21 protein-coding genes are annotated in these 21,779 nt (G+C 69.1%); 2 read left to right on the top strand and 19 right to left on the bottom strand.

The annotated features are described in order from the left end of the window. Positions 1 to 12: 12 nt before the first annotated feature. The 16 genes from lysS to ffh all read right to left on the bottom strand — a co-directional run bounded on the left by lysS (position 13) and on the right by ffh (position 18,417). Positions 13 to 1,500 (bottom strand): lysine--tRNA ligase, encoded by a 1,488-nt coding sequence (gene lysS / locus RKE50_RS04485; protein ID WP_350034737.1) that lies wholly within the window; start codon positions 1,498 to 1,500, stop codon positions 13 to 15. 11 nt (positions 1,501 to 1,511) lie between these two features. After that, positions 1,512 to 2,610 (bottom strand): peptide chain release factor 2 gene (gene prfB / locus RKE50_RS04480; RefSeq protein ID WP_350034735.1). Its coding sequence is split into 2 segments (ribosomal slippage): positions 1,512 to 2,534 and positions 2,536 to 2,610, totalling 1,098 coding nucleotides; the frame shifts between segments, so codons are not numbered across the junction. A gap of 68 nt (positions 2,611 to 2,678) precedes the next feature. After that, a complete protein-coding gene (locus tag RKE50_RS04475) occupies positions 2,679 to 3,755 on the bottom strand; it encodes a hypothetical protein (RefSeq protein ID WP_350034734.1) in 1,077 nt (358 codons plus the stop codon). 89 nt (positions 3,756 to 3,844) lie between these two features. Beyond that, positions 3,845 to 6,088, bottom strand: a complete 2,244-nt coding sequence (locus RKE50_RS04470; protein ID WP_350034732.1) for an FdhF/YdeP family oxidoreductase — start codon at positions 6,086 to 6,088, stop codon at positions 3,845 to 3,847. 62 nt (positions 6,089 to 6,150) lie between these two features. Then, positions 6,151 to 7,260, bottom strand: a complete 1,110-nt coding sequence (locus tag RKE50_RS04465) for a permease (protein WP_350034730.1) — start codon at positions 7,258 to 7,260, stop codon at positions 6,151 to 6,153. Positions 7,261 to 7,293: 33 nt separating this feature from the next. Beyond that, positions 7,294 to 9,045 carry a single-stranded-DNA-specific exonuclease RecJ gene (gene recJ / locus RKE50_RS04460; protein ID WP_350034729.1) on the bottom strand — a complete coding sequence of 584 codons (1,752 nt, stop codon included), beginning with the start codon at positions 9,043 to 9,045 and terminating at the stop codon, positions 7,294 to 7,296. 9 nt (positions 9,046 to 9,054) lie between these two features. Further along, on the bottom strand, positions 9,055 to 10,452 hold the full coding sequence (thrC, locus tag RKE50_RS04455; RefSeq protein ID WP_350034728.1) for a threonine synthase: 1,398 nt from the start codon (positions 10,450 to 10,452) through the stop codon (positions 9,055 to 9,057). Positions 10,453 to 10,454: 2 nt separating this feature from the next. Then, entirely contained in the window at positions 10,455 to 11,762 is a 1,308-nt protein-coding gene (locus RKE50_RS04450) for a homoserine dehydrogenase (protein WP_350034726.1), read from the bottom strand. Further along, complete coding sequence (alaC, locus tag RKE50_RS04445) at positions 11,759 to 12,976, bottom strand: alanine transaminase (protein ID WP_350034725.1); 1,218 nt, start codon at positions 12,974 to 12,976, stop codon at positions 11,759 to 11,761. The genes RKE50_RS04450 and alaC overlap by 4 nt, the downstream gene beginning before the upstream one ends. 4 nt (positions 12,977 to 12,980) lie before the next feature. Continuing rightward, entirely contained in the window at positions 12,981 to 13,751 is a 771-nt protein-coding gene (locus RKE50_RS04440) for a thioredoxin fold domain-containing protein (RefSeq protein WP_350034724.1), read from the bottom strand. Between the two features lie 100 nt (positions 13,752 to 13,851). Beyond that, complete coding sequence (gene xerD, locus RKE50_RS04435) at positions 13,852 to 14,766, bottom strand: site-specific tyrosine recombinase XerD (RefSeq protein WP_350034723.1); 915 nt, start codon at positions 14,764 to 14,766, stop codon at positions 13,852 to 13,854. A 44-nt stretch (positions 14,767 to 14,810) separates the two neighbouring features. Further along, positions 14,811 to 15,167, bottom strand: coding sequence for a 50S ribosomal protein L19 (gene rplS / locus RKE50_RS04430; protein WP_350034722.1), 357 nt, complete (start codon positions 15,165 to 15,167; stop codon positions 14,811 to 14,813). A 39-nt stretch (positions 15,168 to 15,206) separates the two neighbouring features. Beyond that, on the bottom strand, positions 15,207 to 15,962 hold the full coding sequence (trmD, locus tag RKE50_RS04425) for a tRNA (guanosine(37)-N1)-methyltransferase TrmD (protein ID WP_350034721.1): 756 nt from the start codon (positions 15,960 to 15,962) through the stop codon (positions 15,207 to 15,209). Between the two features lie 43 nt (positions 15,963 to 16,005). Next, the gene (rimM, locus tag RKE50_RS04420) at positions 16,006 to 16,545 is read right to left on the bottom strand and encodes a ribosome maturation factor RimM (protein ID WP_350034719.1); all 540 of its coding nucleotides are present in this window, start codon (positions 16,543 to 16,545) and stop codon (positions 16,006 to 16,008) included. A gap of 7 nt (positions 16,546 to 16,552) precedes the next feature. Further along, complete coding sequence (rpsP, locus tag RKE50_RS04415) at positions 16,553 to 16,822, bottom strand: 30S ribosomal protein S16 (RefSeq protein WP_350034718.1); 270 nt, start codon at positions 16,820 to 16,822, stop codon at positions 16,553 to 16,555. Positions 16,823 to 17,013: 191 nt separating this feature from the next. Beyond that, positions 17,014 to 18,417: a signal recognition particle protein gene (gene ffh / locus RKE50_RS04410; RefSeq protein WP_350034717.1), complete on the bottom strand. Its 1,404-nt coding sequence runs from the start codon at positions 18,415 to 18,417 to the stop codon at positions 17,014 to 17,016. A gap of 111 nt (positions 18,418 to 18,528) precedes the next feature. Here ffh and RKE50_RS04405 point away from each other — a divergent pair, with 111 nt between their 5' ends. Together RKE50_RS04405 and RKE50_RS04400 are read left to right on the top strand one after the other, a co-directional pair. After that, on the top strand, positions 18,529 to 19,359 hold the full coding sequence (locus RKE50_RS04405) for a cytochrome C assembly family protein (RefSeq protein WP_350034716.1): 831 nt from the start codon (positions 18,529 to 18,531) through the stop codon (positions 19,357 to 19,359). 78 nt (positions 19,360 to 19,437) lie between these two features. Beyond that, positions 19,438 to 20,697, top strand: a complete 1,260-nt coding sequence (locus RKE50_RS04400) for an HlyC/CorC family transporter (protein ID WP_350034715.1) — start codon at positions 19,438 to 19,440, stop codon at positions 20,695 to 20,697. A 19-nt stretch (positions 20,698 to 20,716) separates the two neighbouring features. Here RKE50_RS04400 and RKE50_RS04395 read toward each other — a convergent pair whose 3' ends face one another. From RKE50_RS04395 to RKE50_RS04385, 3 genes are read right to left on the bottom strand one after another with little or no spacing between them, the layout of a single operon-like run. Continuing rightward, a complete protein-coding gene (locus tag RKE50_RS04395) occupies positions 20,717 to 20,911 on the bottom strand; it encodes a DUF1289 domain-containing protein (protein ID WP_350034714.1) in 195 nt (64 codons plus the stop codon). Next, positions 20,908 to 21,432 carry a gamma carbonic anhydrase family protein gene (locus RKE50_RS04390; protein ID WP_350034713.1) on the bottom strand — a complete coding sequence of 175 codons (525 nt, stop codon included), beginning with the start codon at positions 21,430 to 21,432 and terminating at the stop codon, positions 20,908 to 20,910. Before RKE50_RS04390 ends, RKE50_RS04395 begins: the two co-directional genes overlap by 4 nt. Before the next feature lie 18 nt (positions 21,433 to 21,450). Further along, positions 21,451 to 21,777, bottom strand: a complete 327-nt coding sequence (locus RKE50_RS04385; RefSeq protein WP_350034712.1) for a YqfO family protein — start codon at positions 21,775 to 21,777, stop codon at positions 21,451 to 21,453. Positions 21,778 to 21,779: the final 2 nt, after the last annotated feature.

The following is a 21,779-nucleotide window of genomic DNA, read 5'->3' as shown; positions in this document are numbered from 1 at the left end:
GACAACCGCGGCTCACTCGGGCCGGAGGTGCGGAAAGAGAAGCACGTCACGGATCGACGGCGAGTCCGTCAGCAGCATCACCAGCCGGTCGATGCCGATGCCCTCTCCCACCGTCGGCGGCATGCCGTACTCCAGCGCGCGCACGTAGTCGTGGTCGTAGTGCATGGCCTCCTCGTCGCCGGCCTCCTTCTCCGCCACCTGGGCGCGGAAGCGCTCGGCCTGGTCCTCGGCGTCGTTGAGCTCGGAGAAGCCGTTGGCCAGCTCCCGCCCGGCCACGAAGAACTCGAAGCGGTCGGTGACGAAGGGGTCGGCGTCGTTGCGCCGCGCCAGCGGTGACACCTCCGTCGGGTAGGCCGTGATGAAGGTGGGCTGGTCCAGCTTCTCTTCCGCCGTGTGCTCGAAGATCTCCAGCTGCACCTTGCCGAGACCCCAGCCGTCCTTGAGAGGGATACCCAGCTCGGTGGCGAGCGCCCGGGCCGGGGCCTCGTCGGCCAGCTGCGCGGCCGTTACCCCGGGATTGTGGGCGAGGATGGCCTCGACCACGGTCATGCGCGCGAAGGGCCGGCCGAAGTCGTAGTCCGTGCCCTGGTAGTGCACCGTGGTGCTGCCGAGGACCGTCGCCGCGAGCGAGCGCATGAGGTCCTCGGTGAGATCCATGGCGTCCCGGTAGTCGGCGTAAGCCCAGTAGTACTCGAGCATGGTGAACTCGGGGTTGTGCCGGGTGGACAGCCCCTCGTTGCGGAAGTTGCGGTTGATCTCGTAGACGCGTTCGAAGCCGCCCACGGTGAGCCGCTTCAGGTAGAGCTCCGGCGCGATGCGCAGGTACATGTCGAGGTCGAGCGCATTGTGGTGCGTGACAAAGGGCTTCGCCGCGGCGCCGCCGGGGATCGGCTGCATCATCGGCGTTTCCACCTCCATGAAGCCGCGGCGGTTCATGTAGTCGCGGATGAAGGTCACGATCTGCGAGCGGCGCTGGAACACCCGGCGGGAGTCCTCGTTGACGATGAGGTCGACGTAGCGCTGGCGGTAGCGCAGCTCCTGGTCGGCGAGGCCGTGGTACTTGTCCGGCAGCGGGCGCAACGCCTTGGTCAGCAGCCGGGCCTCGGCCATGTTGATGTACAGGTCGCCCTTGCCGGACTTGTGGATCGGCCCGCGGGCCGCGACGATGTCACCGAGATCCCAGTGCTTGATGGCCTCCAGGGTGTCCGCGTCCAGGCCCTTGCGGTTGATGTACAGCTGCACCTGGCCGCTGCCGTCCTGGATGAGCAGGAAGGCACCGCGGTTGCGGATGAGGCGCCCGGCGACCGCGTACTCGGCGTTCTTCTCTTCCAGCTCCTCCTTGCTGCAGTCGCTGTACTCGGCCTGCAGCCAGCCGGCCTCCGCTGTGCGGCGGAAGTCGTTGGGGAAGGGATTGCCCGCCTCGCGCAGGGCGACGAGCTTGGCCCGGCGCTCCGCAATCAGCTTGTTCTCGTCCGCAGCCGTCGGCTCGTTGTCACTCATGGTCAAGTCCGTCAGAGGCCCTTCTTCAGGGAGGCCTCGATGAAAAGGTCGATGTCGCCGTCGAGTACCGCCTGCGTGTTACTGGTCTCGACGCTCGTGCGCAGGTCCTTGATGCGGGACTGGTCCAGCACGTAGGAGCGGATCTGGCTGCCCCAGCCTATGTCCGCCTTGTTGTCCTCCATGGCCTGCTTCTCCTCGCTGCGCTTGAGCACCTCCAGCTCGTAGAGCTTGGCCCGGAGCAGCTTCATGGCCTGGTCCCGGTTCTGGTGCTGCGAGCGCTCCGTCTGGCACTGCACCACGATTCCCGACGGGTTGTGCGTGAGGCGCACGGCGGAGTCCGTCTTGTTCACGTGCTGGCCGCCGGCACCGGAGGCGCGGTAGGTATCCACGCGCAGGTCCGCCGGGTTGATCTCGATCTCGATGTTGTCGTCGATCTCCGGCGAGACGAAGACGGAGGCAAAGGAGGTGTGCCGGCGGTTACCCGAGTCGAAGGGCGACTTGCGCACGAGCCGGTGCACGCCGGTCTCTGTGCGCAGCCAGCCGAAGGCATAGTCGCCGCTGAACTTGATGGTCGCGCTCTTGATGCCGGCGACCTCGCCGGCGGAGACCTCGATCAGCTCCGTGTCGAAGCCGTGGGCCTCACCCCAGCGCAGGTACATGCGCAGCAGCATCTCGCCCCAGTCCTGGGCCTCGGTGCCGCCGGAGCCCGCCTGGATATCGAGAAAGGCGTTGTTCGGGTCCATCTCGCCGCTGAACATGCGGCGGAATTCCAGCTTCTCCAGCCGGCCCTCCAGCTCGCCGAGGTCGCCCTCCACGGCCGCGACCGTGTCGGCGTCGTCCTCCTCCGCCGCCATCTCGAGGAGATCGAGGGCATCGCGGGTCCCCGCGTCGAGCGCCTCGATGGTGCTGACGATGGCCTCGAGCGTCGAGCGCTCCCGGCCCAGCTCCTGCGCCCGCTCCGGGTCGTCCCAGACCGAGGGCTCGGCGAGCTCGAGCTCTACTTCCGCCAGCCGTTCCTTGCGCTGGTCGAAGTCAAAGATACCCCCTCAGCACGTCCGTACGTGCTTGCATGTCCTTGAGGCGGCTGACGAGAGGATTGATCTCCAGCATGGCGATGAACGTCCTTGGAAAAACGCGCCATTCTAGCGCAGCGGGCCCGCTCCGTGCAGGGGGGAAGATCAGCGGGACGGCGCGATATCCTCGGCCGTGGACCGCAGGTAGGCGACCTGTGCCGAGTCCTCGCCGTAACGGCCGATGGCCAGCTGCAGCGCCCGCTGGTAGCTGCGCGCCAGGGTGCTGCAGAGTGTTGCCCGCTCCATATCGAAGTGACGCTCCTCGGGCGGTTCCACCCCCTCGCACAGCGCCAGCTGCGCGGCCCAGCGGTCGATATCGTCCCCGAGCCCGGTCTGCTGTGCTGCCGTGAGCCGCTGCAGGGCTTCCACAGTCGTCTCGTGGCCCGAGAAACAGTCGTGGAAACCGGGGTGGGCCTCGATGCGCTGGTCCTCCTCGTAGAGGCACAGCGTACCCACGGTGTCGGCGCCGGTGAGGGCCTCGACGCGGCGGCTCTTGACCGCATCGAGGCTGTTCGAGAACACCAGCGCTACATGCTCGGCATTGGGGCTGAGCCAGGGGCGCGCGAAGCCGGGTGTCGAGGCCAGCCAATCGCGCAGGAGGGACTCATCGTAGGCAGCGCTGGTATACACCACCTCGGTAACCCGCCCCCGGGAAGACCCCTGGAAGCTTCCGCCGATGGTGAAAACCGGCGCGCCGGTGCCGTAGTCCATCACGGCAACGCCCGTCACCAGCAGCGGCGCCAGGGGCACGGCGAGCCAGGCCGCGCGCGGCGGCAACGGCGCTACCGCCAGTGCATACACACCGGCCCAGAACGCATCCGTGGCGATGAACAGCAGCAGCGGGTTGCCGTCGAGGCGCAGCGGCGAGCCATGGGGCTGGTAATCGGTGAACAGCCAGCCGCCGAGGCGCTCTGCGTCCACCTGCGCCGCCACGGCAGCGAGGCAGGCCGCAAAGGCGACCACGGCGACCAGGGGGGCGGCACCGGCCGGGCGCCGCCCCAGGAAGAGCACGGTTACGAGCAGTACGAGGAAGCTCGGCACATGAAGAACCCCACCGGCAACCGGCACGGGAATGAGAAACTCGACCAGCGCACTGCCCGTTCCCCAGATACCCGTCCAGCCCAGGGCGCCGGCGATGAGAGCCGGCGTCAGCCAGGCAGCGATGAGCAGGATGACTTTCACGGGAGGGTTCTCCTCGATGCTCCCCGGATCTTGCCACAGGCGGACGTGCCCTCGCACGCCGGAGCTCACGCCGGCCGCGATGATTTACTTCAGGATGCGCCCGCCGCGCGCTCCACCTCGTGGAGGGGAGCGCCGTCGCGCTCCAGGCGCACGCGCACCGACTTGAACCCCGGCGTGCGGCTCCGCGGATCGCGCTCGAGGGAGGTGAGGCAGTTCGCCTCCGGGTAATAGGCCAGCGCGTTACCCGGGGGCAGGTCGAAGGGGCGGACGACCGCGTTGCGCATGATGCCGTCCCGGGACCGGATGTCGACGAGACTGCCGGCTTCCAGCCCGAGCGCGTGCATGTCGTCGGGACACAGGAGCACGGCGCGGCGCTCCGCATCGTAGCGATAGCTGTCCGTCTCCTCGTAGATGATGCTGTTGAACTGCCCCTCGCTGCGCACCGACGCCAGCATCAGCGGCCAGGCAGCGTCCCCTTCCCCGGCGGACGTCGTGTGTCCGGCCGACTCATCCGGCAGGGGACGCACGCGGAACCGGGCCCGGCCATCCTCCGTGCGGAAGCTGGGCTCGTGCAGGGTGCGGCCGCGGACATGGAACTCCCGGCGCGCGACGGCGATATCCGCCAGCGCCTCCATGCCCGGCACCGTCCGGGCAATGGTCTGCCGGATGCGCTCGTGATCGCCGTAGGCCGAAAAATCCACCGGGTGGCCGGGCAGCAGGCGGGCGCCGAGCTCGGACAGGATGGCCACCTCGGAGCGCACGCTGGGCAGCCGCGTGATACCGCCGTCGCTCAGGCGGACGTAGTTGAACATGGACTCCTGGGTCGTCGGCTGCGGCTCCTCGTCCCGGGCGGTCACCGGCAGGATCAGTGCGTCGCCGCTGTCGATGCCGTGCAGGTGCCCCTGGTTCAACGTCGTCGTCAGGTAGAGCTTGAAGGGAATCCGGTCCAGCGCCTCTGAAGCCCAGGCCGAATTGGGTGTCGCCGCGTAGAGGTTGCCGCCCATGAGGCAGGCGGCATCGATCGCACCGGCGTGCGCCGCTTCCAGCGCCGCCAGCGTGTCAAAGCCGGCGCTCGCCGGCATTGCCACGCCCAGTTCCTGCTCGAGGCGCGCAATCACCTCCGACGCGAGCACGGGCTTGACCCCGATCGTGCCGATGCCCTGCACGTTGCTGTGCCCGCGGAGCGGCAGGAGACCGGCATGACGCCGGCCGACCATGCCGCGCAGCAGCGCGAGGTTGGCGATGTACTCGACGTTCTCGCTGCCGTGCCGGTGGTGGGTCATGCCCATGCCCCAGGCGAACACGGTGGCCCGGGAGGCGCCGTAACGGCGCGCCGCCTCGTCGATCTCTGCGCGGTCGAGGCCGCAGGCATCGAGGAGCGATGCCCAGCTCGCGGCCTCGATATCGGCACGGAAAGCCGCCCAGTCGCGGCAGTGGCGGTCGATGAAGGCCTCGTCGATGTGCCCGCCTTCGAGCAGTGCTTTCGCCAGCGCCTTGAACAGCGCGAGGTCGCTGCCGATCCGCGGCTGCAGGTACAGCGAGGCGATACTGCTCCCCCCGGCGAGCATGGATTTCGTACTCTTCGGTACCGCGAAGCGGACCAGCCCCGGCTCCTTCGCCGGGTTGATCACGATCACCTCCCCGCCGCGTTCGCGGCAGGCGAGGAGCTGGTGGATGAAGCGGGGATGATTGGAGGCGGGGTTGGCACCGATGACGAAGATGAGATCCGCGCCGCCGAGGTCCGCCAGCTCCACCGTCGCCGTCCCCGTGCCCACCGTCGACGACAGCCCGACGCTGGTGGCCTGGTGGCAGTAGTAGGAGCAGTTATTGACGTTGTTGGTGCCCCAGCAGCGGGCGAGCAGCTGCAGCAGGAAACCCGCCTCGTTGGAGGAGCGGCCAGAGGCGTAAAAGAAAGCGCGCTCCGGTTCGACGGCGGAGAAGCGCTCCGCGGCAAGGGCCATCGCCGAATCCCAGCTGAGCTCGCGGAAGCCCTTCTCTCCAGCCGCCTTGTAGATGGGCTTGGCCAGCCGCCCGGCGTGCTCCAGTTCGTGGGGCGAGAGCTCACGCAATTCATCGAGGCTGTGTTCGAAAACTTCCGCGGGTATGCCGGGCTGGATATCCGTGGATTGCGCCTGCACGCTCTTGTTACAGACCGAGGGAAACTCGCCGAGCTCGTTGGTCATGCCGCCCAGCTGGCCACCCATCCCCAGCCCGCAGGCCTTGCAGGCGTTCTTCCCGGTGAGGGCCTTCGCGGAGTTGGCGACGCCGATGCGGCGCACCGTGTCCAGGGTGTACAGCACCTTCTTGACACCACCACCCTTCACCTCAGCCATTGCTGTCAGCCCCTCCCTGCGTCATGAACCGTGACAGAAACGCCGGCGACGCCCGCACCCCGTCATGCAAACTGGTTGAGAAGATACCCCAGGATCATGACCTGCGGCACCGTGAGCAGCGGCAGGAACAGCGCCAGGCGCCAGGAACCGCTGGTGTCCTTGATGGACATGATCTCCGTGTAGTCCGTCGACACGCCGGCCATCAGGAAGGTGAAGGCATTGCCCGGCGCGTTCGCGCGGTTCAACAAGTCAGCGGCGATGGGCGTGGCGCCCTCGGAGCAGACCTCGATGATCGTCGCGGCGGCCAGCGTCAGCCAGAGGCCGACCACCGAGGCGCCGAACCAGTTGCCATAGATGTCTGCCGGCACCAGGCCGCGGATCGCCGCCGCCAGCAACAGGCCGAACAGCGCCCAGCGGATCACCACCTTCGAGCCGCGCACGCCATCCACGAGCAGGCGGCCGGCGCCGGCGACGGAGGGCTGGAGGGAGCGGCGGTAGTCACGGAGCTGCTGGCGCAGCGGTACGGCTTCGCCGTCCAGGTCGCGGTGCGGGTTCTGTGGCAGCGTTCCGCGGCGCACGAAGGCGTCGAACAGGAGACCCGTGGTGATACCGATCACCAGCGACAGCCCGATGAACAGCAGCGTCCAGCCGAGGCCGATGAGGGCAATGAGGATGAGCGTGAGCGACAGCGAGTTCCAGGGGCTGGCGAGCAGGAAGGCCATCACCTGCCCCACGCTGGCCCCGCGCTCGTAAAGGCGCATGCCGACGGCCAGGATGCCGTGGCTGCACAGGTCGAGGAGCACACCGGCCAACGTGGCCCGGAACATGCCGCCGAGGCCCGCCTGGCGGCCGAGAAGCGCCATGACCAGGTCGCGCGGTACGGTGCCGAGGATGCCCACGAAGATTACGCCAATGGCGAGGCCCCACCACATGCGGTTCATGAGCTCGACCACGCCGCCGGTGAACTGCGCCACGGCGCCATCGTCGGCCGCGCCCACCATCAGCACACCCCAGCCATAGGCCAGCACGACGCCGGCCAGGCAGGTCCAGAGGAACCAGTCCGGCCGGCCTCGCGCAGGACCGCAGCTCGCCCCGCAGCTGTCTTCCTGCGCAGCCTGTTGCGTGGCGCTGCCGTGGCACCCGGCCACGGCCGTACTGTGACAATCAGTCATAACCCTAGGATACTCCCCGCGGCAAAGGCCGCGTCAAGCGACGGGAAGGAGGTGTTCCACCACCAGTTGCACACGCTCCTCGCCGCGCCAAGCGTTGACGTCCAGCCGGTAGGCGATATCGACGACCTGCACGGCCGGGTCCGGCCAGGCGCCGGGATCGATGTTGAAGGCGATTGCCTCGACCGCGCGACCGGGCTCTGCGAGGGGCGCGAGGGAAAGCTTCAGGTGCCGCTCGCCGACGATGCGCTGGCTGTTGACGGCGAAGCGGCCGTCGAAGAGCGGCTCCGGGAAGTGCTGGCCCCAGGGCCCGGCATCGCGCAGGGACCGGGCGAGGCCGAGCTCCAGGTCCGCGGGCGCCAGTTCGCCGTCGCTTTCGAGCACGGCCTCGAGTTCCACGTCGGCCGCGAGCCGGGCGACCTCCCCCACCAGCGCCGTCGCAAAGGCGTCGAGGTGCTCCCGGGGCAGGCTCAGGCCAGCGGCCATCGCGTGCCCGCCGAAGCGGTCGATGAGTCCGGGATGGCGGTTGTCGAGGTTGGCGAGCACATCGCGAATATGCACGCCGGGGATCGAGCGCGCCGAGCCCTTCAGAATCGCCCCGCCCTCCTCCGCATCGGCGAAGGCGATCACGGGCCGGTGTACCCGGTCCTTGATGCGCGAGGCGAGAATACCGATCACCCCCTGGTGCCAGCCGGGCTCGTAGATCGCCAGGGCCAGCGGCGGCTCGGCGAGGTCGCCCTCGCGGGCCGCGAGCAGCGCCAGGGCTTCCGCCTGCATGTCGCGCTCGATGAGCCGCCGGTCGCGGTTGAGCTGGTCCAGCTGCGCGGCCAGGCCATGGGCCTGGGCGGGGTCGTCGCTGAGCAGGCAGGTAATACCGACGGTCATGTCGTCGAGGCGCCCGGCGGCATTCAGCCGCGGCCCCACGGCGAAACCGAGGTCCGAGGCCACGGCGCGGCGCGGGTCACGGCCGGCCACGGCGAGGAGCGCGGCCACTCCCGCCGAGGCGCGCCCGGCGCGGATGCGGGCGAGGCCGCCCTGCACGAGAATGCGGTTGTTGCGGTCCAGGGGTACCACGTCGGCCACGGTGCCGAGGGCGACGAGGTCGAGAAAATCGGCCAGCCGCGGCTCCTCGAGACCCCGCGCCGCAAACCAGCCGCTGTCGCGCAGCTGCCGGCGCAGCGCCAGCAACAGGTAGAACACCACGCCGACGCCGGCCAGGTGCTTGCTGGGAAAGGCGCAGGCGGGCTGGTTCGGATTGACGATCACCGTGGCGTCCGGGAGCTCCTCGCCGGGCAGGTGGTGATCGGTGACGATGACGTCCATGCCGCGCGCCCGGGCCGCGGCCACACCGGCGATGCTGGCGATCCCGTTGTCGACGGTGACCAGGAGGTCGGGCCGCCGTTCCTCGGCGAGGGCGACGATCTCGGGAGAGAGCCCGTAGCCGAACTCGAAGCGGTTGGGGACGAGGAAGTCCACGTGACCGGCCCCGAAGGCGCGCAGCGCGCGCACGCCGAGGGCGCAGCTGGTGGCGCCGTCCGCGTCGAAGTCACCGACGAAGAGGATGCGCTCGCCCGCCGCCAGCGCCGCGGCGAGGCGCGCCGCGGCGCTGGAGGCACCGGCAAGCGCGTCGGGGGGGAGCAGCCGGCCCAGGGACAGGTCGAGGTCGCCGGCGTCGCGGATGCCCCGGGCGGCGTAGGCGCGGGCGAGCACCGGGTGCAGGCCGGCCGCTGCCAGCATCTCACCGCCGGCGGCGGGCCGGCGACGGAGCTGTTTCTCGGCAGCGCGCACGGGCCCGCCTCAGGCCCGCAGGTTGTCCGCCATGAAGGCCTGCACGGCGGCGAGGTCGTTCGGCAGCACCGTGTAGCGCTCCTCGCGGTCGTAGAGGTCGGCGAGGTGCGCGGGCAGCGCCGGCGCCCGCTCGACCCCGGCGCGGCGCACCGCGTCGGGGAACTTGGCCGGGTGCGCCGTCGCCAGGGTGACCATGGGCACCGCCGGGTCCCGCTGCGCGGCGCGGGCGGCGACGACCCCGATGGCGCTGTGCGGATCGAGCAGGTACTCGCTGGCTTCCCAGGTCCCCGCGATCTCGGCGCAGGTGTCCTCGTCGTCGACCCGGTGGCTGGCGAAGAGCGTGCGCGCATCGGCGAGGGCCTCCGGAGACAGGCGGAGCTCGCCCCCGTCAAAGGCACGCATGAGCCCGGCCACGGCGTCGCCGTCGCGGCCGTAGAGGTCAAAGAGCAGGCGCTCGAAGTTGCTCGAGACGGTGATGTCCATGCTCGGCGACAGGCTGGGCTCGAGCGGCTGGCGGTCGTAGAGGCCGCTGGTCAGCACCCGGTGCAGCACATCGTTGCGGTTGGTGGCGATCACCAGCTGCGAGACCGGCAGGCCCATGCCCCGCGCGAGGTAGCCGGCGAAAATATCGCCGAAGTTGCCCGTGGGCACGGAAAACGCCAGCGGCCGGTCCGGCCCGCCGAGGGCCAGGGCCGCGTGGAAGTAATACACCACCTGGGCCATGATCCGCGCCCAGTTGATGGAGTTCACGGCCACCAGGCGCCGGCCCTCGGGCAGGAAGCCCTGGGCGCCGAAACTGGCCTTCACCATGGCCTGGCAATCGTCGAAATTGCCCTCCACGGCGAGGTTGTGGATGCCCTCGCCGGGCACGGTGGTCATCTGCCGGCGCTGTACCTCGGACACGCGCCCGTGCGGGTGCAGGATGAAGATGTCGACGTTCTCGCAGCGGCGGCAGCCCTCGATGGCGGCAGACCCGGTATCGCCGGAGGTCGCCCCCATGATCACGACCTTCTCGCCGCGGCGCTCGAGCACGTAGTCGAGGAGCCGGCCGAGGAGCTGCAGGGCGAAGTCCTTGAAGGCCAGCGTGGGGCCGTGGAACAGCTCCATGATCCACTGGTTCGGGCCCAGCTGCACGAGCGGCGCCACGGCGCCGTGACGGAACACGGCGTAGCAGTCCTCGAGGATCGCGCGCAGGTCATCCTCGGGCACCGCGTCGGCGACAAAGGGCGCAATCACCCGCTGCGCCAGCGCCGGGTAGGACAGGCCCCGCAGCGCGGTGATCTCCTCGCGGGAGAACTGCGGCAGGGTCTCGGGGACGTAGAGACCGCCGTCGCTCGCCAGGCCCGCGAGCAGTACCTCCTCGAAGGACAGGGCCGGCGCCGCGCCGCGGGTGCTGATATAGCGCATGGCTAGCCGTCCAGGGACTCGACGCGGATCCGCGTGACCGGGCCGGCGATGCTGTCCAGGGCCTCGATGGCCATGACCGCGCGCTCCAGGTTGGCCTGGCTGGCGACGTTCGTGACCACGACCACCGGCACCCGGCTCTGGCCCCGCTGCGGCGCCTTCTGGATCAGCGCCTCGATACTGATGCCCTGGTCGCCGAGGATCCGCGAGACCTGGGACATGACGCCGGGCCGGTCCTCGGCCTCCAGGCGCAGGTACCAGGCCGTGCGCACCTCGCCCATGGGCAGGATCGGCAGTTCCCGGAGCTGGTCCATGGGCAGGCCCAGAGACGGCAGCGGGCAGCGCTGGCCCCGGGAGAGCTCCCGGGCGAGATCGATGACGTCGGCCATGACCGCCGACGCCGTGGCACCGCCGCCGGCCCCGGCGCCGTAGTACATGGTCGGGCCCACGGCATCGCCCTCGACGAGGACGGCATTCTTGACCCCGGCGACCTTGGCCAGCAGCAGGTCCTTCGGCAGCAGCGTCGGGTGAACACGCAGCTCGAGGCCCGCGCCGGTTTCCCGGGCCACGCCCAGGTGCTTGACCACGTAGCCGAGCTCGTCGGCATAGGCGAGGTCCTCGGGCGTGAGGGCGCTGATGCCCTCGGTGTAGACCGCGTCGAAACGCAGCGGCGTGTTGAAGGCGATGGCGGCGAGGATCACCAGCTTGTGCGCCGCGTCGATGCCCTCGATATCGAAGGTCGGGTCCGCCTCGGCATAGCCGAGGGCCTGGGCCTCGGCGAGAACGTCGGCGAACTCGCGCTCCTCCTCGGCCATCTCCGTGAGGATGAAGTTGCCGGTGCCGTTGATGATGCCGGCGAGCCAGGACACCCGGTTCGCCGCGAGCCCCTCGCGCAGGGCCTTGATGATCGGGATGCCGCCGGCCACGGCGGCCTCGAAGCGCAGGCTGACGCCCTTCTCCTCGGCGAGCGCGAGCAGGTCGTTGCCATACTCGGCGATGAGCGCCTTGTTCGCAGTGACCACGTGCTTGCCGGCCTCGAGGGCACGGCGCACCAGCTCGTGAGCGTCGTCGGTGCCGCCGATGGCCTCGACCAGGATGTCCACGGCCGGGTCCTCCGCAACGGCGAGAACCTCGCGGCTGACGGTAGCGCTGCCGGGGTCGACGCCGTCACGGTCCCGCCGGGCACCCACGTGGACGATCTCGAGGGGGGCGCCGGCGCGGCCGGCGAGGGCCTCGCCGTTGCGCCGCAGGAGGTCCAGCACGCCACCACCGACGGTGCCGATACCGCAAAGGCCGAGTCGAATTGCCGTCACTTCTTCACTCCCTGGGTCACTCCCTCGGTCACTCCCTGGTCCGCGCGCATCATGCGCTTGATGTTGCGGAGGGCCTGCCGCGTGCGGTGCTCATTCTCGATCAGGCCGAAGCGCACGTAGCCTTCCCCGTACTCGCCGAAGCCGACGCCCGGCGATACCGCCACCTGCGCCTCCTCGAGGAGCTTCTTGCTGAACTCCAGCGAGCCCATCGCCTGGTAGGGCTCGGGGATGCGGGCCCAGACGAACATGGTCGCCTTCGGCGGCTCCACGGGCCAGCCGGCGGCGTTGAGCCCGGCGCAAAGCACATCGCGCCGCGCCTGGTACATAGCGCGGATCTCGCCGACGCAGCCCTGGTCGCCCTCGAGGGCGGCGATGGCGGCCACCTGCACGGGCGTAAACATACCGTAGTCGAGGTAGGACTTCATGCGCGCCAGCGCCCCGACCAGGGTCTTGTTGCCGCAGCAGAAGCCCACGCGCCAGCCGGGCATGTTGTAGCTCTTGGACATGGAGAAGAACTCCACGGCCACTTCCCGCGCCTGGGGCACCTGCAGGATGGACGGCGCCTCGTAGCCGTCGAACACGAGGTCCGCGTAGGCGAGGTCCTGCACGACCCAGATGCCGTGCTCCCGGGCGACGGCGATGACCTTCTCGAAGAAGTCGAGCTCGACGCAGTGCGTGGTCGGGTTCGACGGGAAATTCAGCACCAGCATCTTCGGGCGCGGCCAGCTGTTGCGGATGGCGTTCTCGAGTTCATCGAAGAAGGCCGCCTCGTCCGCCATGGGCACGTGGCGGATGTCCGCGCCGGAGATCACGAAGCCGTAGGGATGGATCGGGTAGGACGGGTTGGGCACGAGGATCGCATCACCGGGGCCGGTGGTGGCGAGGGCCAGGTGGGCGAGGCCCTCCTTCGAGCCCAGGGTGACGATGGCCTCGCTCTCCGGGTCCAGGGTCACGTCGTAGCGGCGTGCGTACCAGTCGCAGATGGCCTTGCGCAGCCGCGGGATGCCGCGGCTCTGGGAGTAGCGATGGGTATCGCCGCGGCGGGCCGTCTCCACCAGCTTCTGCACGATGTGCTCCGGCGTGGGCTGGTCCGGGTTGCCCATGCCGAAGTCGATGATGTCCTCGCCCCGGGCGCGGGCCTGATGCTTCAAGTCGCCGATGATCGAGAAGACATAGGGCGGCAGGCGCTGGATGCGCTGGAACTGTTCTTCCACGCGACTAATCCAGGCCGAGGGCGGCGACGAGGTCATCCACGGGGCGGTAGCCCGGCACCATCTGCCCGTCCGGGAGGATGATCGCGGGGGTACCGCGCACGCCGACTTCCTGGCCGAGGGCGTACTCCTCGGCGACCGGGTTGCCGGGGCAGACGGACGGTTTGACCTCTTCCCGCGCCTTCAGGCGCGTGAGCGTCTCCTGCCGGTCCTTCGCGCACCAGGCCGTGGCCAGCAACGTGAAGCCCTCGGAGCCGACGCCCGCGCGGGGGTAGGCCAGGTAGCGCACCTCGATGCCGCGGCGATTCAGCTCGGGGACTTCCTTGTGCAGCTTCTGGCAGTAGAAGCAGGTGACGTCCGTGAACACGGTAATGTGGCCGCGGGTCTCGCCCTCGGCGGGAAAGACGATCATGTCGTCGGTGTCGACGGCGGCGATCGCTTCCTGCCGCTCGCCGTTGCGACGCTGCTCGGCCAGGTTCACGTAACCCGCGGCGCCCACGGAGTAGAGGTCGCCGAGCACGAAGAAGGTACCGTCGGGCGTGGCATAGACCGTGGGGCCGTCGGCGAGCTTGACCTCGAGCAGGCCCGGTAGCGGGGACTGCCGTGCCGACTCGACGCTGAGCCCCCCAGGGGCCTCGAGAGTGGCGCGCAGCCGCTTGAGCGCCTCACCGGTCACCGCTTCCTCCGCCTGCGCCGGGCCGGCGAGCATGCAGAGGGCGAACATCGGGGCGAGCACCAGGGCAAGCAGGGGTGTGGAGCTGCGAAGGAAAGCTGTCATGGACGGTACCTTGTATTCGTGGGCGGTCTGTGTCGGCGCCGGTTCAGCGCCCTCCTCCGGTTGACCGCGCGCCGCGCCCCGGGTTCAACGGGCAGCCGGCTCAGCCACGCGGGTGGTGCTCTGCGTGCAGGTCCTGCATGCGCTGCCGGGCCACGTGGGTATAGATCTGCGTGGTGGTCAGGTCGCTGTGGCCTAGCAGCATCTGCACGACCCGCAGGTCGGCCCCGTGGTTCAGCAGGTGCGTTGCGAAGGCGTGCCGCAGCGTATGCGGTGAAAGCGGTTTGCCGATGCCCGCGTTGCGCGCGTGCATTTTAATACGATACCAGAAGGTCTGGCGAGTCATCTGCCGGCCGCGGCGGCTGGGGAAAACCACGTCGCTCGGCACGCCCCGCGTCAGTTCCGCCCGCGGCCCGGCGAGGTAGCGCTGCAGCATGCGCAGGGCGGGCTCACCCATGGGCACCAGGCGCTCCTTGCTGCCCTTGCCGAACACGCGTAACACGCCCTGGTTGAGACTGACCTGTGAAAGCTGCAGGGCCGTGAGCTCGGACACCCGCAGGCCGCAGGCGTAGAGCAGCTCGAGCATGGTGCGGTCGCGGAAGCCCAGGGGGTCGTCGAGGTCCGGCGCCGCCAGCAGCTTCTCGACATCGGCCTCGGAGAGGGATTTGGGGAGCGGCCGGCCCAGGCGCGGGCTCTCCACGTCGAGCGTGGGGTCGACGGTCAGCCGCCCCTCGCGGAGCTGGTAGCGGTAGAAGCCGCGCAGGCAGGACATGACCCGGGCGGTGGACCGGGGCGACTGGCCGGCGGCCAGGCGGGCACCCAGGTAGCGCTGGAGCTGTTCCCGGGTGGCCTTGAGCAGGGTACCGCCAAGCTCCTTGCCCAGGAAGGCATCGAACTGGCGCAGGTCCCGGCGGTAGGCATCGAGGGTGTGATCGGACAGCCCCTTCTCGATCCAGAGCGCGTCGACGTAGCGCTCGATCTCGGGATGGGTGTCCGCGGACGTGTTCCGGAGGGCCATGCGCGGCAGCTTAAACCGCTACCGCGCAGGGCGGAAGCCGTCCCTCAGGAGGATAGCTTCTCCTTGATCCGCGCGGACTTGCCGGAGCGCTCGCGCAGGTAGTACAGCTTGGCCTGGCGCACGTCACCGCGACGCTTCACGGCGATGCTGTCGAGCAGCTTGCTGTAGGTCTGGAAGGTCCGCTCGACGCCGACGCCGTGGGAGACCTTGCGCACCGTGAACGCGGAGTTGAGACCGCGGTTGCGCTTGCCGATGACCACGCCCTCGAAGGCCTGCAGGCGCTCGCGGTTGCCCTCTTTCACCTTGACCTGGACCACGACCGTGTCGCCGGGGTTGAACTCCGGCAGGTCCTTGTCCATCTGCTCGGCGTCGAGCTGGGAGATAATGGAATTGGTGCTCATGGGGCACTCCTCAAGTCGTTCCAGGGCATTGCCGCCCTGTCAGTTGTCGATCCCGTGCTCGCGGCAGTACTCCGCGAGCAGCTGTTCCTCTTCCGGGCCCAGGGCCCTGCCCTCGAGCAGGTCGGGGCGACGCTCCCGCGTCCGGCCCAGGGCCTGCTTCAGGCGCCAGCGGCGGATCCGCTCGTGATCCCCGCTGAGCAGTATCTCCGGCACCCGCCGGCCCTCGAACTCCTCGGGCCGCGTGTACTGCGGATAGTCCAGCAGCCCCGCCGCGAAGGAGTCCTCCGCCGCCGAATCCGCGTGGCCGAGCGTTCCCGGCAGCAGCCGCGCCACGGCGTCGATCACGACCATGGCCGGCAGCTCGCCGCCGCTCAGCACGTAGTCGCCGATGGACAGCTCTTCGTCCACCTCGCTCTCGAGGAGGCGTTCGTCCACCCCCTCGTAGCGGCCGGCCAGCAGCACCAGCGACGGCTCCGCCGCCAGCGCCTTGACCCGGGCGTGGTCCAGGCGCCGCCCCTGGGGCGACAGGTAGACCACGCGCGGCGGCGCGCCCGCGGCCGCCGCCTGCTCCCGTGCGGCGCGCAAGGCCTGCCGCAGCGGGTCGATATTCATCAGCATCCCGGGGCCGCCGCCGTAGGGGCGGTCGTCCACGGTGCGGTGCCGATCCTGGGTGAAATCCCGCGGATCCACCGTCGTCACCGCGAGGCCACCCTGGGCCACCGCGCGGCCGGTCACACCGTAAGCGGTGACCGCCTCGAACATCCCCGGGAACAGGGTCACCACCGCGATGTGCACCGCTTCCTCCCTGGGGCACCGGGGCCCTGCGGGCCCCGGGAACTCAGACCTCCGGGAACCAGTCCACGGTCAGGCGCCCAGCGGCCAGGTCGACAGCCTTGACCACGTCGCCCGGCAGGTACGGCACCAGGCGCTCCCGGTCGTCGATGCTGCCGGGGCTTGCGCGGACCACGAGCACATCGTTGGCCCCGGTCTCGATCAGGTAGGCGACGCGGCCGAGCAGCTTTTCGCCTTTCTGGCCGCCTTCCGCATCGCCCTCCCGGTCCTGGCACCACACCTCGAGACCCTCGAGCTGGTGCCAGTAATACTCGCCGTCCCCGAGGGGCGGCAGGGCGGCCTCGCGCACGAGGATGTCACGTCCCCGCAGCGCTTCCGCCGCTGTGCGGTCATCGACCCCCGCGAAGTGCACCAGGAGCCCGCGGCCCTGGCGGCGCCCGGCGTCGATGACCACCGGCTCCGGCCCGTCCCTGCCTTCCAGCCACCAGGCGGGGAAGTCGAGCAGGCTTTCTGCCTGGTCGGTGTACGGATGAACCCGCACCCAACCCTTGATTCCGTAGCAGCCGGTGATACGCCCAGCTGTCATGAGGCCCTCAGGCGGCAGCGCTGTCCGCGGCGTCATCGGCCGGCTTTTCCGCGAGGAGCTTGGCCACACGCTCGGAGAGCTGAGCGCCCTGCCCCTGCCAGTAGGCGATGCGCTCGCGGTCGATGCGCAGGCGCTCTTCCTGGCCGCGGGCCACGGGGTTGTAGAAGCCCACGCGCTCGATGAAGCGGCCGTCGCGGGCATTGCGGCGGTCGGTGACCGTCACGTGGTAGAACGGGCGCTTCTTGGCGCCCGACCTGGAAAGTCGAATTGTTACCATCTGCTTGAATATCCCTTGATCGTCGCGGTAACACCGGGATCTTAGCCGGCGGGCCCACAGCTACTCGACAGCGCGGGCCAGCCCGCTGCCGGAAAGGTCGCGTATCATACGGAAATCACCCGCCCCTGAAAAGCCCCCCGGGCGGGATTTTTCAACACTGGCGCGGTGTTAGGAAAGCGTCCGCTCCGCCGCTAGCGGAACGGCATGCCCCCGCCGCCGACCCCGCCCGGGCCGCCGGGACCGCCGCCCCCGGGCCCCATCATGCCGCCAAGGCCGCGCATCATCTTCTGCATGCCGCCGCCCTTCATCTTCTTCATCATCTTCTGCATCTGCTTGTGCTGCTTGAGCAGGCGGTTCAGGTCCTGCACCTGGGTGCCGGAACCGCGGGTGATGCGGCGCTTGCGGCTGCCCTGGATGAGGTCCGGGTTGCGCCGTTCCCTCGGCGTCATGGAATTGATCATGGCCTCCATGCGGGCGAAGAGCTTCGGGTCGATGGCCTGCTGCGCGGCCTGGGCCATGTTGCCCATGCCCGGCATCTTGTCGAGCATGGCCGCCATGCCGCCCATGTTGTTCATTTGCTCGAGCTGGTCGCGGAAGTCCTCGAGGTCGAACTTCTTGCCCTTCTTGACCTTCTTCGCGAGCTTCTCGGCCTTGGCCTTGTCGACCTTCTGCTCCGCCTCCTCGATGAGCGACAGGATGTCGCCCATGCCGAGGATGCGCGAGGCGAGGCGGTCCGGGTGGAACGGATCCAGCGCCGCCGTCTTCTCGCCGACGCCGAGGAACTTGATCGGCTTGCCGGTCACGGTGCGCACGGACAGGGCCGCGCCGCCGCGGGTGTCGGCGTCCACCTTGGTGAGAATCACGCCGGTGAGCGGTAGCGCATCGCCGAAGGCCTTGGCCGTGTTCGCCGCGTCCTGGCCGGTCATGGCGTCGACCACGAACAGCGTCTCCGCCGGCTTGAGCTCCCGCTCCAGCTCGGCGATCTCGGCCATCATCGCCTCGTCCACGGCCAGGCGGCCCGCGGTGTCGACGATCAGTACATCGGCGAAGCTGATGCGGGCCTTCTCCAGCGCCGCGTGGGCGATGGCCACGGGCTTCTGCGTCTCGTCGCTGGGGAAGAAGTCCACCCCGACCTCGCCGGCGAGGGTCTCGAGCTGGCGGATGGCCGCGGGGCGGTAGACGTCCGCGCTCACCACCATCACCTTCTTCTTGTCGCGCTCCTTGAGCAGCTTCGCGAGCTTCGCCGCCGAGGTGGTCTTGCCCGCGCCCTGCAGGCCCGCGAGCAGAATGACCGCCGGCGGCCGCGTGGCGAGGTCGAGGCCCTCGTTGGCGCCGCCCATGACCTGCTCGAGCTCCGCCTGGACGATCTTCAGGAAGGCCTGGCCCGGGCTCAGGCTCGCCATGACCTCCTGGCCTAGGGCCCGCGTCTTCACGGACTCCACGAACTGCTTGACCACCGGCAGCGCGACATCGGCCTCGAGCAGCGCCATGCGCACCTCGCGCAGCGTGCCCTGGATATTGTCCTCCGTCAGCCGGGACTTGCCGGTAATGCTGCGGAGGCTCTGGGTGAGGCGGTCTGAAAGGCTCTCGAACATGCTGGGAATCCGTGGGCACCGTGGCCGTGCCGTCGCTGGTCGCCGGGGTGTCTATTGCCGGGGTGTCTATTGATTGTACCGGGACAACCCGGTACAAAGGCGCGAGTATACGTGACCCGGGTTGTCGCCCCAACCTCCATGCCCATCGCCTTTATCGCCGTTGTCGCCGCCCTCCTCTACCTGGCGGCAGCCGGCCTGCAGTTAACCCACATGGCGCAGCGGCGGCAGCGCCTGTCGAGGGCGGTGATGGTCATGGCCCTGGCCGCCCTCGTCGGCCACGCCATCGTGACCTGGGACGCGCTCAACACCGGCCAGGGCGTGTCCTTCGGCTTCTACCGGGCACTCTCGCTGTCTTTTCTCGCGGTGAACATCGCCTGCGTGGCCGCCCTTCTCAAGCGTCCGCTGCAGAACCTGCTCATCGGCCTGTTCCCCCTGTCCGCCCTCGCCATCGTGGTGGCGACCCTCGGGCCGGAGACCTCCCATGCCCGCAGCGAGCTCTCTCCCGGCATCCTGCTGCACATCGGCAGCTCCATTCTCGCCTACTCCATCCTCACGCTCGCCGCGGCGCAGGCCGCGCTGGTGGCCCTGCAGGACCGGCAGCTGCGCCAGCGCAACATGCACGGGATTGCCCGCTCCCTGCCGCCGCTGCAGCTGATGGAGAGAATGCTCTTCGAGCTGATCTGGATCGGCGTGATCGCACTGACGGTGGCGATCGCCAGCGGCATGATCTTCATGGAGAACATGTTCGCCCAGCACCTGGTGCACAAGACCATCCTCTCGATGGTCGCCTGGGTCGTATTTTCCGTGCTGCTCTGGGGGCGCTACCAGCTTGGCTGGCGGGCGCAGACAGCGGTGCGCTTCACACTTTCCGGTTTTGCGTTGCTCATCCTCGCGTTCTTCGGTTCGAAGCTCGTGCTGGAACTCATCCTCAAGGTCGAATAGGCAGGCGGCACGGGTTGCCGCTCCTCCCGTTTTTCTTCAAGATACTTTTTCGATGGTCACCCGGAGTCAACGCTACTCTTGAACGAGGCACCGCTGGGTCTCCTCTTCTCTGTTCTCGCTGCCCTTATCCTCCTCTCCGGCTTCTTCTCCGGTTCGGAGACGGGCATGATGTCCCTGAACCGCTACCGCCTGAAGCATCTGCGCAGCCAGGACCACCGCGGCGCACGCCGCGCAAGCGCCCTGCTCGAGCGCCCGGACCGGCTCATCGGCCTGATCCTCATCGGCAACAACCTGGTGAACATCGCCGCCTCGGCCATCGCCACGGTGATCGCCATCCGTCTCTACGGCGACGCCGGCATCGTCATCGCGACCTTCCTGCTCACGCTGGTGATCCTCATCTTCGCGGAGATCACCCCCAAGACCATCGCCGCCCTGCACCCGGAGGGCGTGTCCTTCCCCGCGAGCGTGGTCCTGCTGCCGCTGCTCAAGGTGCTGTACCCGCTGGTCATGGCGGTGAACACCGTGACCAACGGCCTCCTGCGCCTGCTCGGCGTCGACCCGAGCAGGGGCGGTGACGAGCACGTCTCCACGGAGGAGCTGCGTACCATCGTCACGGAAGCGGGCGCGCTGATCCCGCAGCGGCACCGGGGCATGCTGGTGAACATCCTCGACCTCGAGGCGATCACCGTGGACGACATCATGGTGCCGCGTACCGAGGTCTACGGTATCGACCTCGACGATGACGACGACACCATCCTGGCCGCCATCCAGAACAGCACGCACACGCTGCTGCCGGTCTGGCGCGACGACATCAATAACGTGACCGGCGTGCTGCACCTGCGCAACGCTGGCCGCGTGCTCACGGACGGGCGCCTCGATCGCGCCGCGCTCGAGCGCGAGATGGACAAGCCCTACTACATTCCCGAGAGCACGCCCCTGCACACGCAGCTGCTCAACTTCCAGAAACAGAAGCGCCGGCTGGCCATCGTGGTGGACGAGTACGGTGACGTGATGGGGCTGGTGGCGCTGGCGGACATCCTCGAGGAGATCGTCGGCGAATTCACCTCGAACCTCTCGGATACGGACGACGAGATCTTCCCGCAGCGCGACGGCAGCTACCTGATCACCGGCACGGCGAGCGTGCGCGATATCAACAAGGCCCTGGACTGGGAGCTGCCCACGGATGGCCCCAAGACCCTGAGCGGGCTGGTGCTTGAATACCTGGAGTCGTTCCCCGACGGCGCCGTGGGCCTGACCGTGGACCGCTACCGCCTGGAGATCCTCGAACTCGGCGGCAACATCGTGCGCACGGTGAGGGCGCGGCCCGAGACCGCCTAGCCGGCGTTAAACAGGCGACCTAGAGCAGGCGCACCGGGCTGTCGGCCTGGCGCCGCGCCTCGCAGCGCGCGAGGATGTCCTGTTTTTCCTTTGCGCTCGCCATCCACCAGTCCGTGATTTCCTGGGCGCTGCGATAGCAGCCCAGGCAGATGTCGTTGGCGTCCAGCGCGCACACGGAGATGCAGGGGGACGCGGGCTCGCCGAGGTCGCTCATGCCAGGGCCTCCAGGTCTTCCGAAAATCGTTTTGCATTGCCGACGTAGTGGTCGGCGTTGTGCGCGAGGGCCAGCTGCTGCTCCGGCGACAGCGTCTTCTTCACCTTCGCCGGCGACCCGAGCACGAGGCTGCCGTCGGGGATTTCCGTCCCCTCGGTGACCAGTGCGCCGGCACCCACGAGGCAGCCGCGACCGATGCGGGCCCCGTTCAGGACCACGGCACCGATGCCGATGAGACTGCCGTCGCCGACGCGGCAGCCGTGCAGCATCGCGTTGTGGCCGACGGTGACGTTGGCACCCACGTGCACCGGGTACCCCGGGTCCGCGTGGATGACCGTGCCGTCCTGGATGTTGCTGCCTTCGCCGATCTCGATGGCCTCCACGTCGCCGCGCAGCACGCAGGAGAACCACACGCTGGCATTGGCGCGCAGGGTCACGCGGCCGATCACCGCCGCGTTCGGGGCGATGTAATGGCCGCCGCCGAGAAGCCGGGGCGTGCTGTCGCCGAGCCGGTACTGCATGGTCACTCTCCTCGCTGCTCAGAGCGCGTCGATGTCATCGTTGGCCAGCGCCACCAGGTCCCAGGCCGGCTCCTCGTAGGGGTGCGCATCATACAGGGCGGCCACGGCCGCGCGCACGACCTGGTCGGCGCAGACCAGCTCCACCCGGTACTCCTCCACCTGCTCGATCGTACCCTGGCTGCCGATGAAGGGCTGGCTCCCGGCGAGAGGCCGGAACTGGCCCTGGCCGGCCACCTGCCAGCAGCAGCTGTCGTAGTCGCCGATGCGCCCGGCGCCGGTCGCGAACACCGCTTCCTTCACGGCCTCGAGGTGGGACGCAGGGACGTAGAAACAGAGCTTGTACACGG

Origin of the sequence: Pseudohaliea sp., assembly GCF_040217025.1 — a bacterium.
Classification (GTDB): Bacteria; Pseudomonadota; Gammaproteobacteria; order Pseudomonadales; family Halieaceae; genus Pseudohaliea.
This window is presented reverse-complemented; position numbering and strand designations above follow the sequence as displayed.

Bases quoted from the DNA above. Each gene is read 5' to 3' on its own strand.
- lysS (WP_350034737.1), bottom strand. From the start codon at position 1,500: ATGAGTGACAACGAGCCGACGGCTGCGGACGAGAACAAGCTGATTGCG.
- RKE50_RS04470 (WP_350034732.1), bottom strand. From the start codon at position 6,088: ATGGCTGAGGTGAAGGGTGGTGGTGTCAAGAAGGTGCTGTACACCCTG.
- RKE50_RS04465 (WP_350034730.1), bottom strand. From the start codon at position 7,260: ATGACTGATTGTCACAGTACGGCCGTGGCCGGGTGCCACGGCAGCGCC.
- thrC (WP_350034728.1), bottom strand. From the start codon at position 10,452: ATGCGCTATATCAGCACCCGCGGCGCGGCGCCGGCCCTGTCCTTCGAG.
- RKE50_RS04440 (WP_350034724.1), bottom strand. From the start codon at position 13,751: ATGACAGCTTTCCTTCGCAGCTCCACACCCCTGCTTGCCCTGGTGCTC.
- xerD (WP_350034723.1), bottom strand. From the start codon at position 14,766: ATGGCCCTCCGGAACACGTCCGCGGACACCCATCCCGAGATCGAGCGC.
- rplS (WP_350034722.1), bottom strand. From the start codon at position 15,167: ATGAGCACCAATTCCATTATCTCCCAGCTCGACGCCGAGCAGATGGAC.
- rimM (WP_350034719.1), bottom strand. From the start codon at position 16,545: ATGACAGCTGGGCGTATCACCGGCTGCTACGGAATCAAGGGTTGGGTG.
- rpsP (WP_350034718.1), bottom strand. From the start codon at position 16,822: ATGGTAACAATTCGACTTTCCAGGTCGGGCGCCAAGAAGCGCCCGTTC.
- ffh (WP_350034717.1), bottom strand. From the start codon at position 18,417: ATGTTCGAGAGCCTTTCAGACCGCCTCACCCAGAGCCTCCGCAGCATT.
- RKE50_RS04395 (WP_350034714.1), bottom strand. From the start codon at position 20,911: ATGAGCGACCTCGGCGAGCCCGCGTCCCCCTGCATCTCCGTGTGCGCG.
- RKE50_RS04390 (WP_350034713.1), bottom strand. From the start codon at position 21,432: ATGCAGTACCGGCTCGGCGACAGCACGCCCCGGCTTCTCGGCGGCGGC.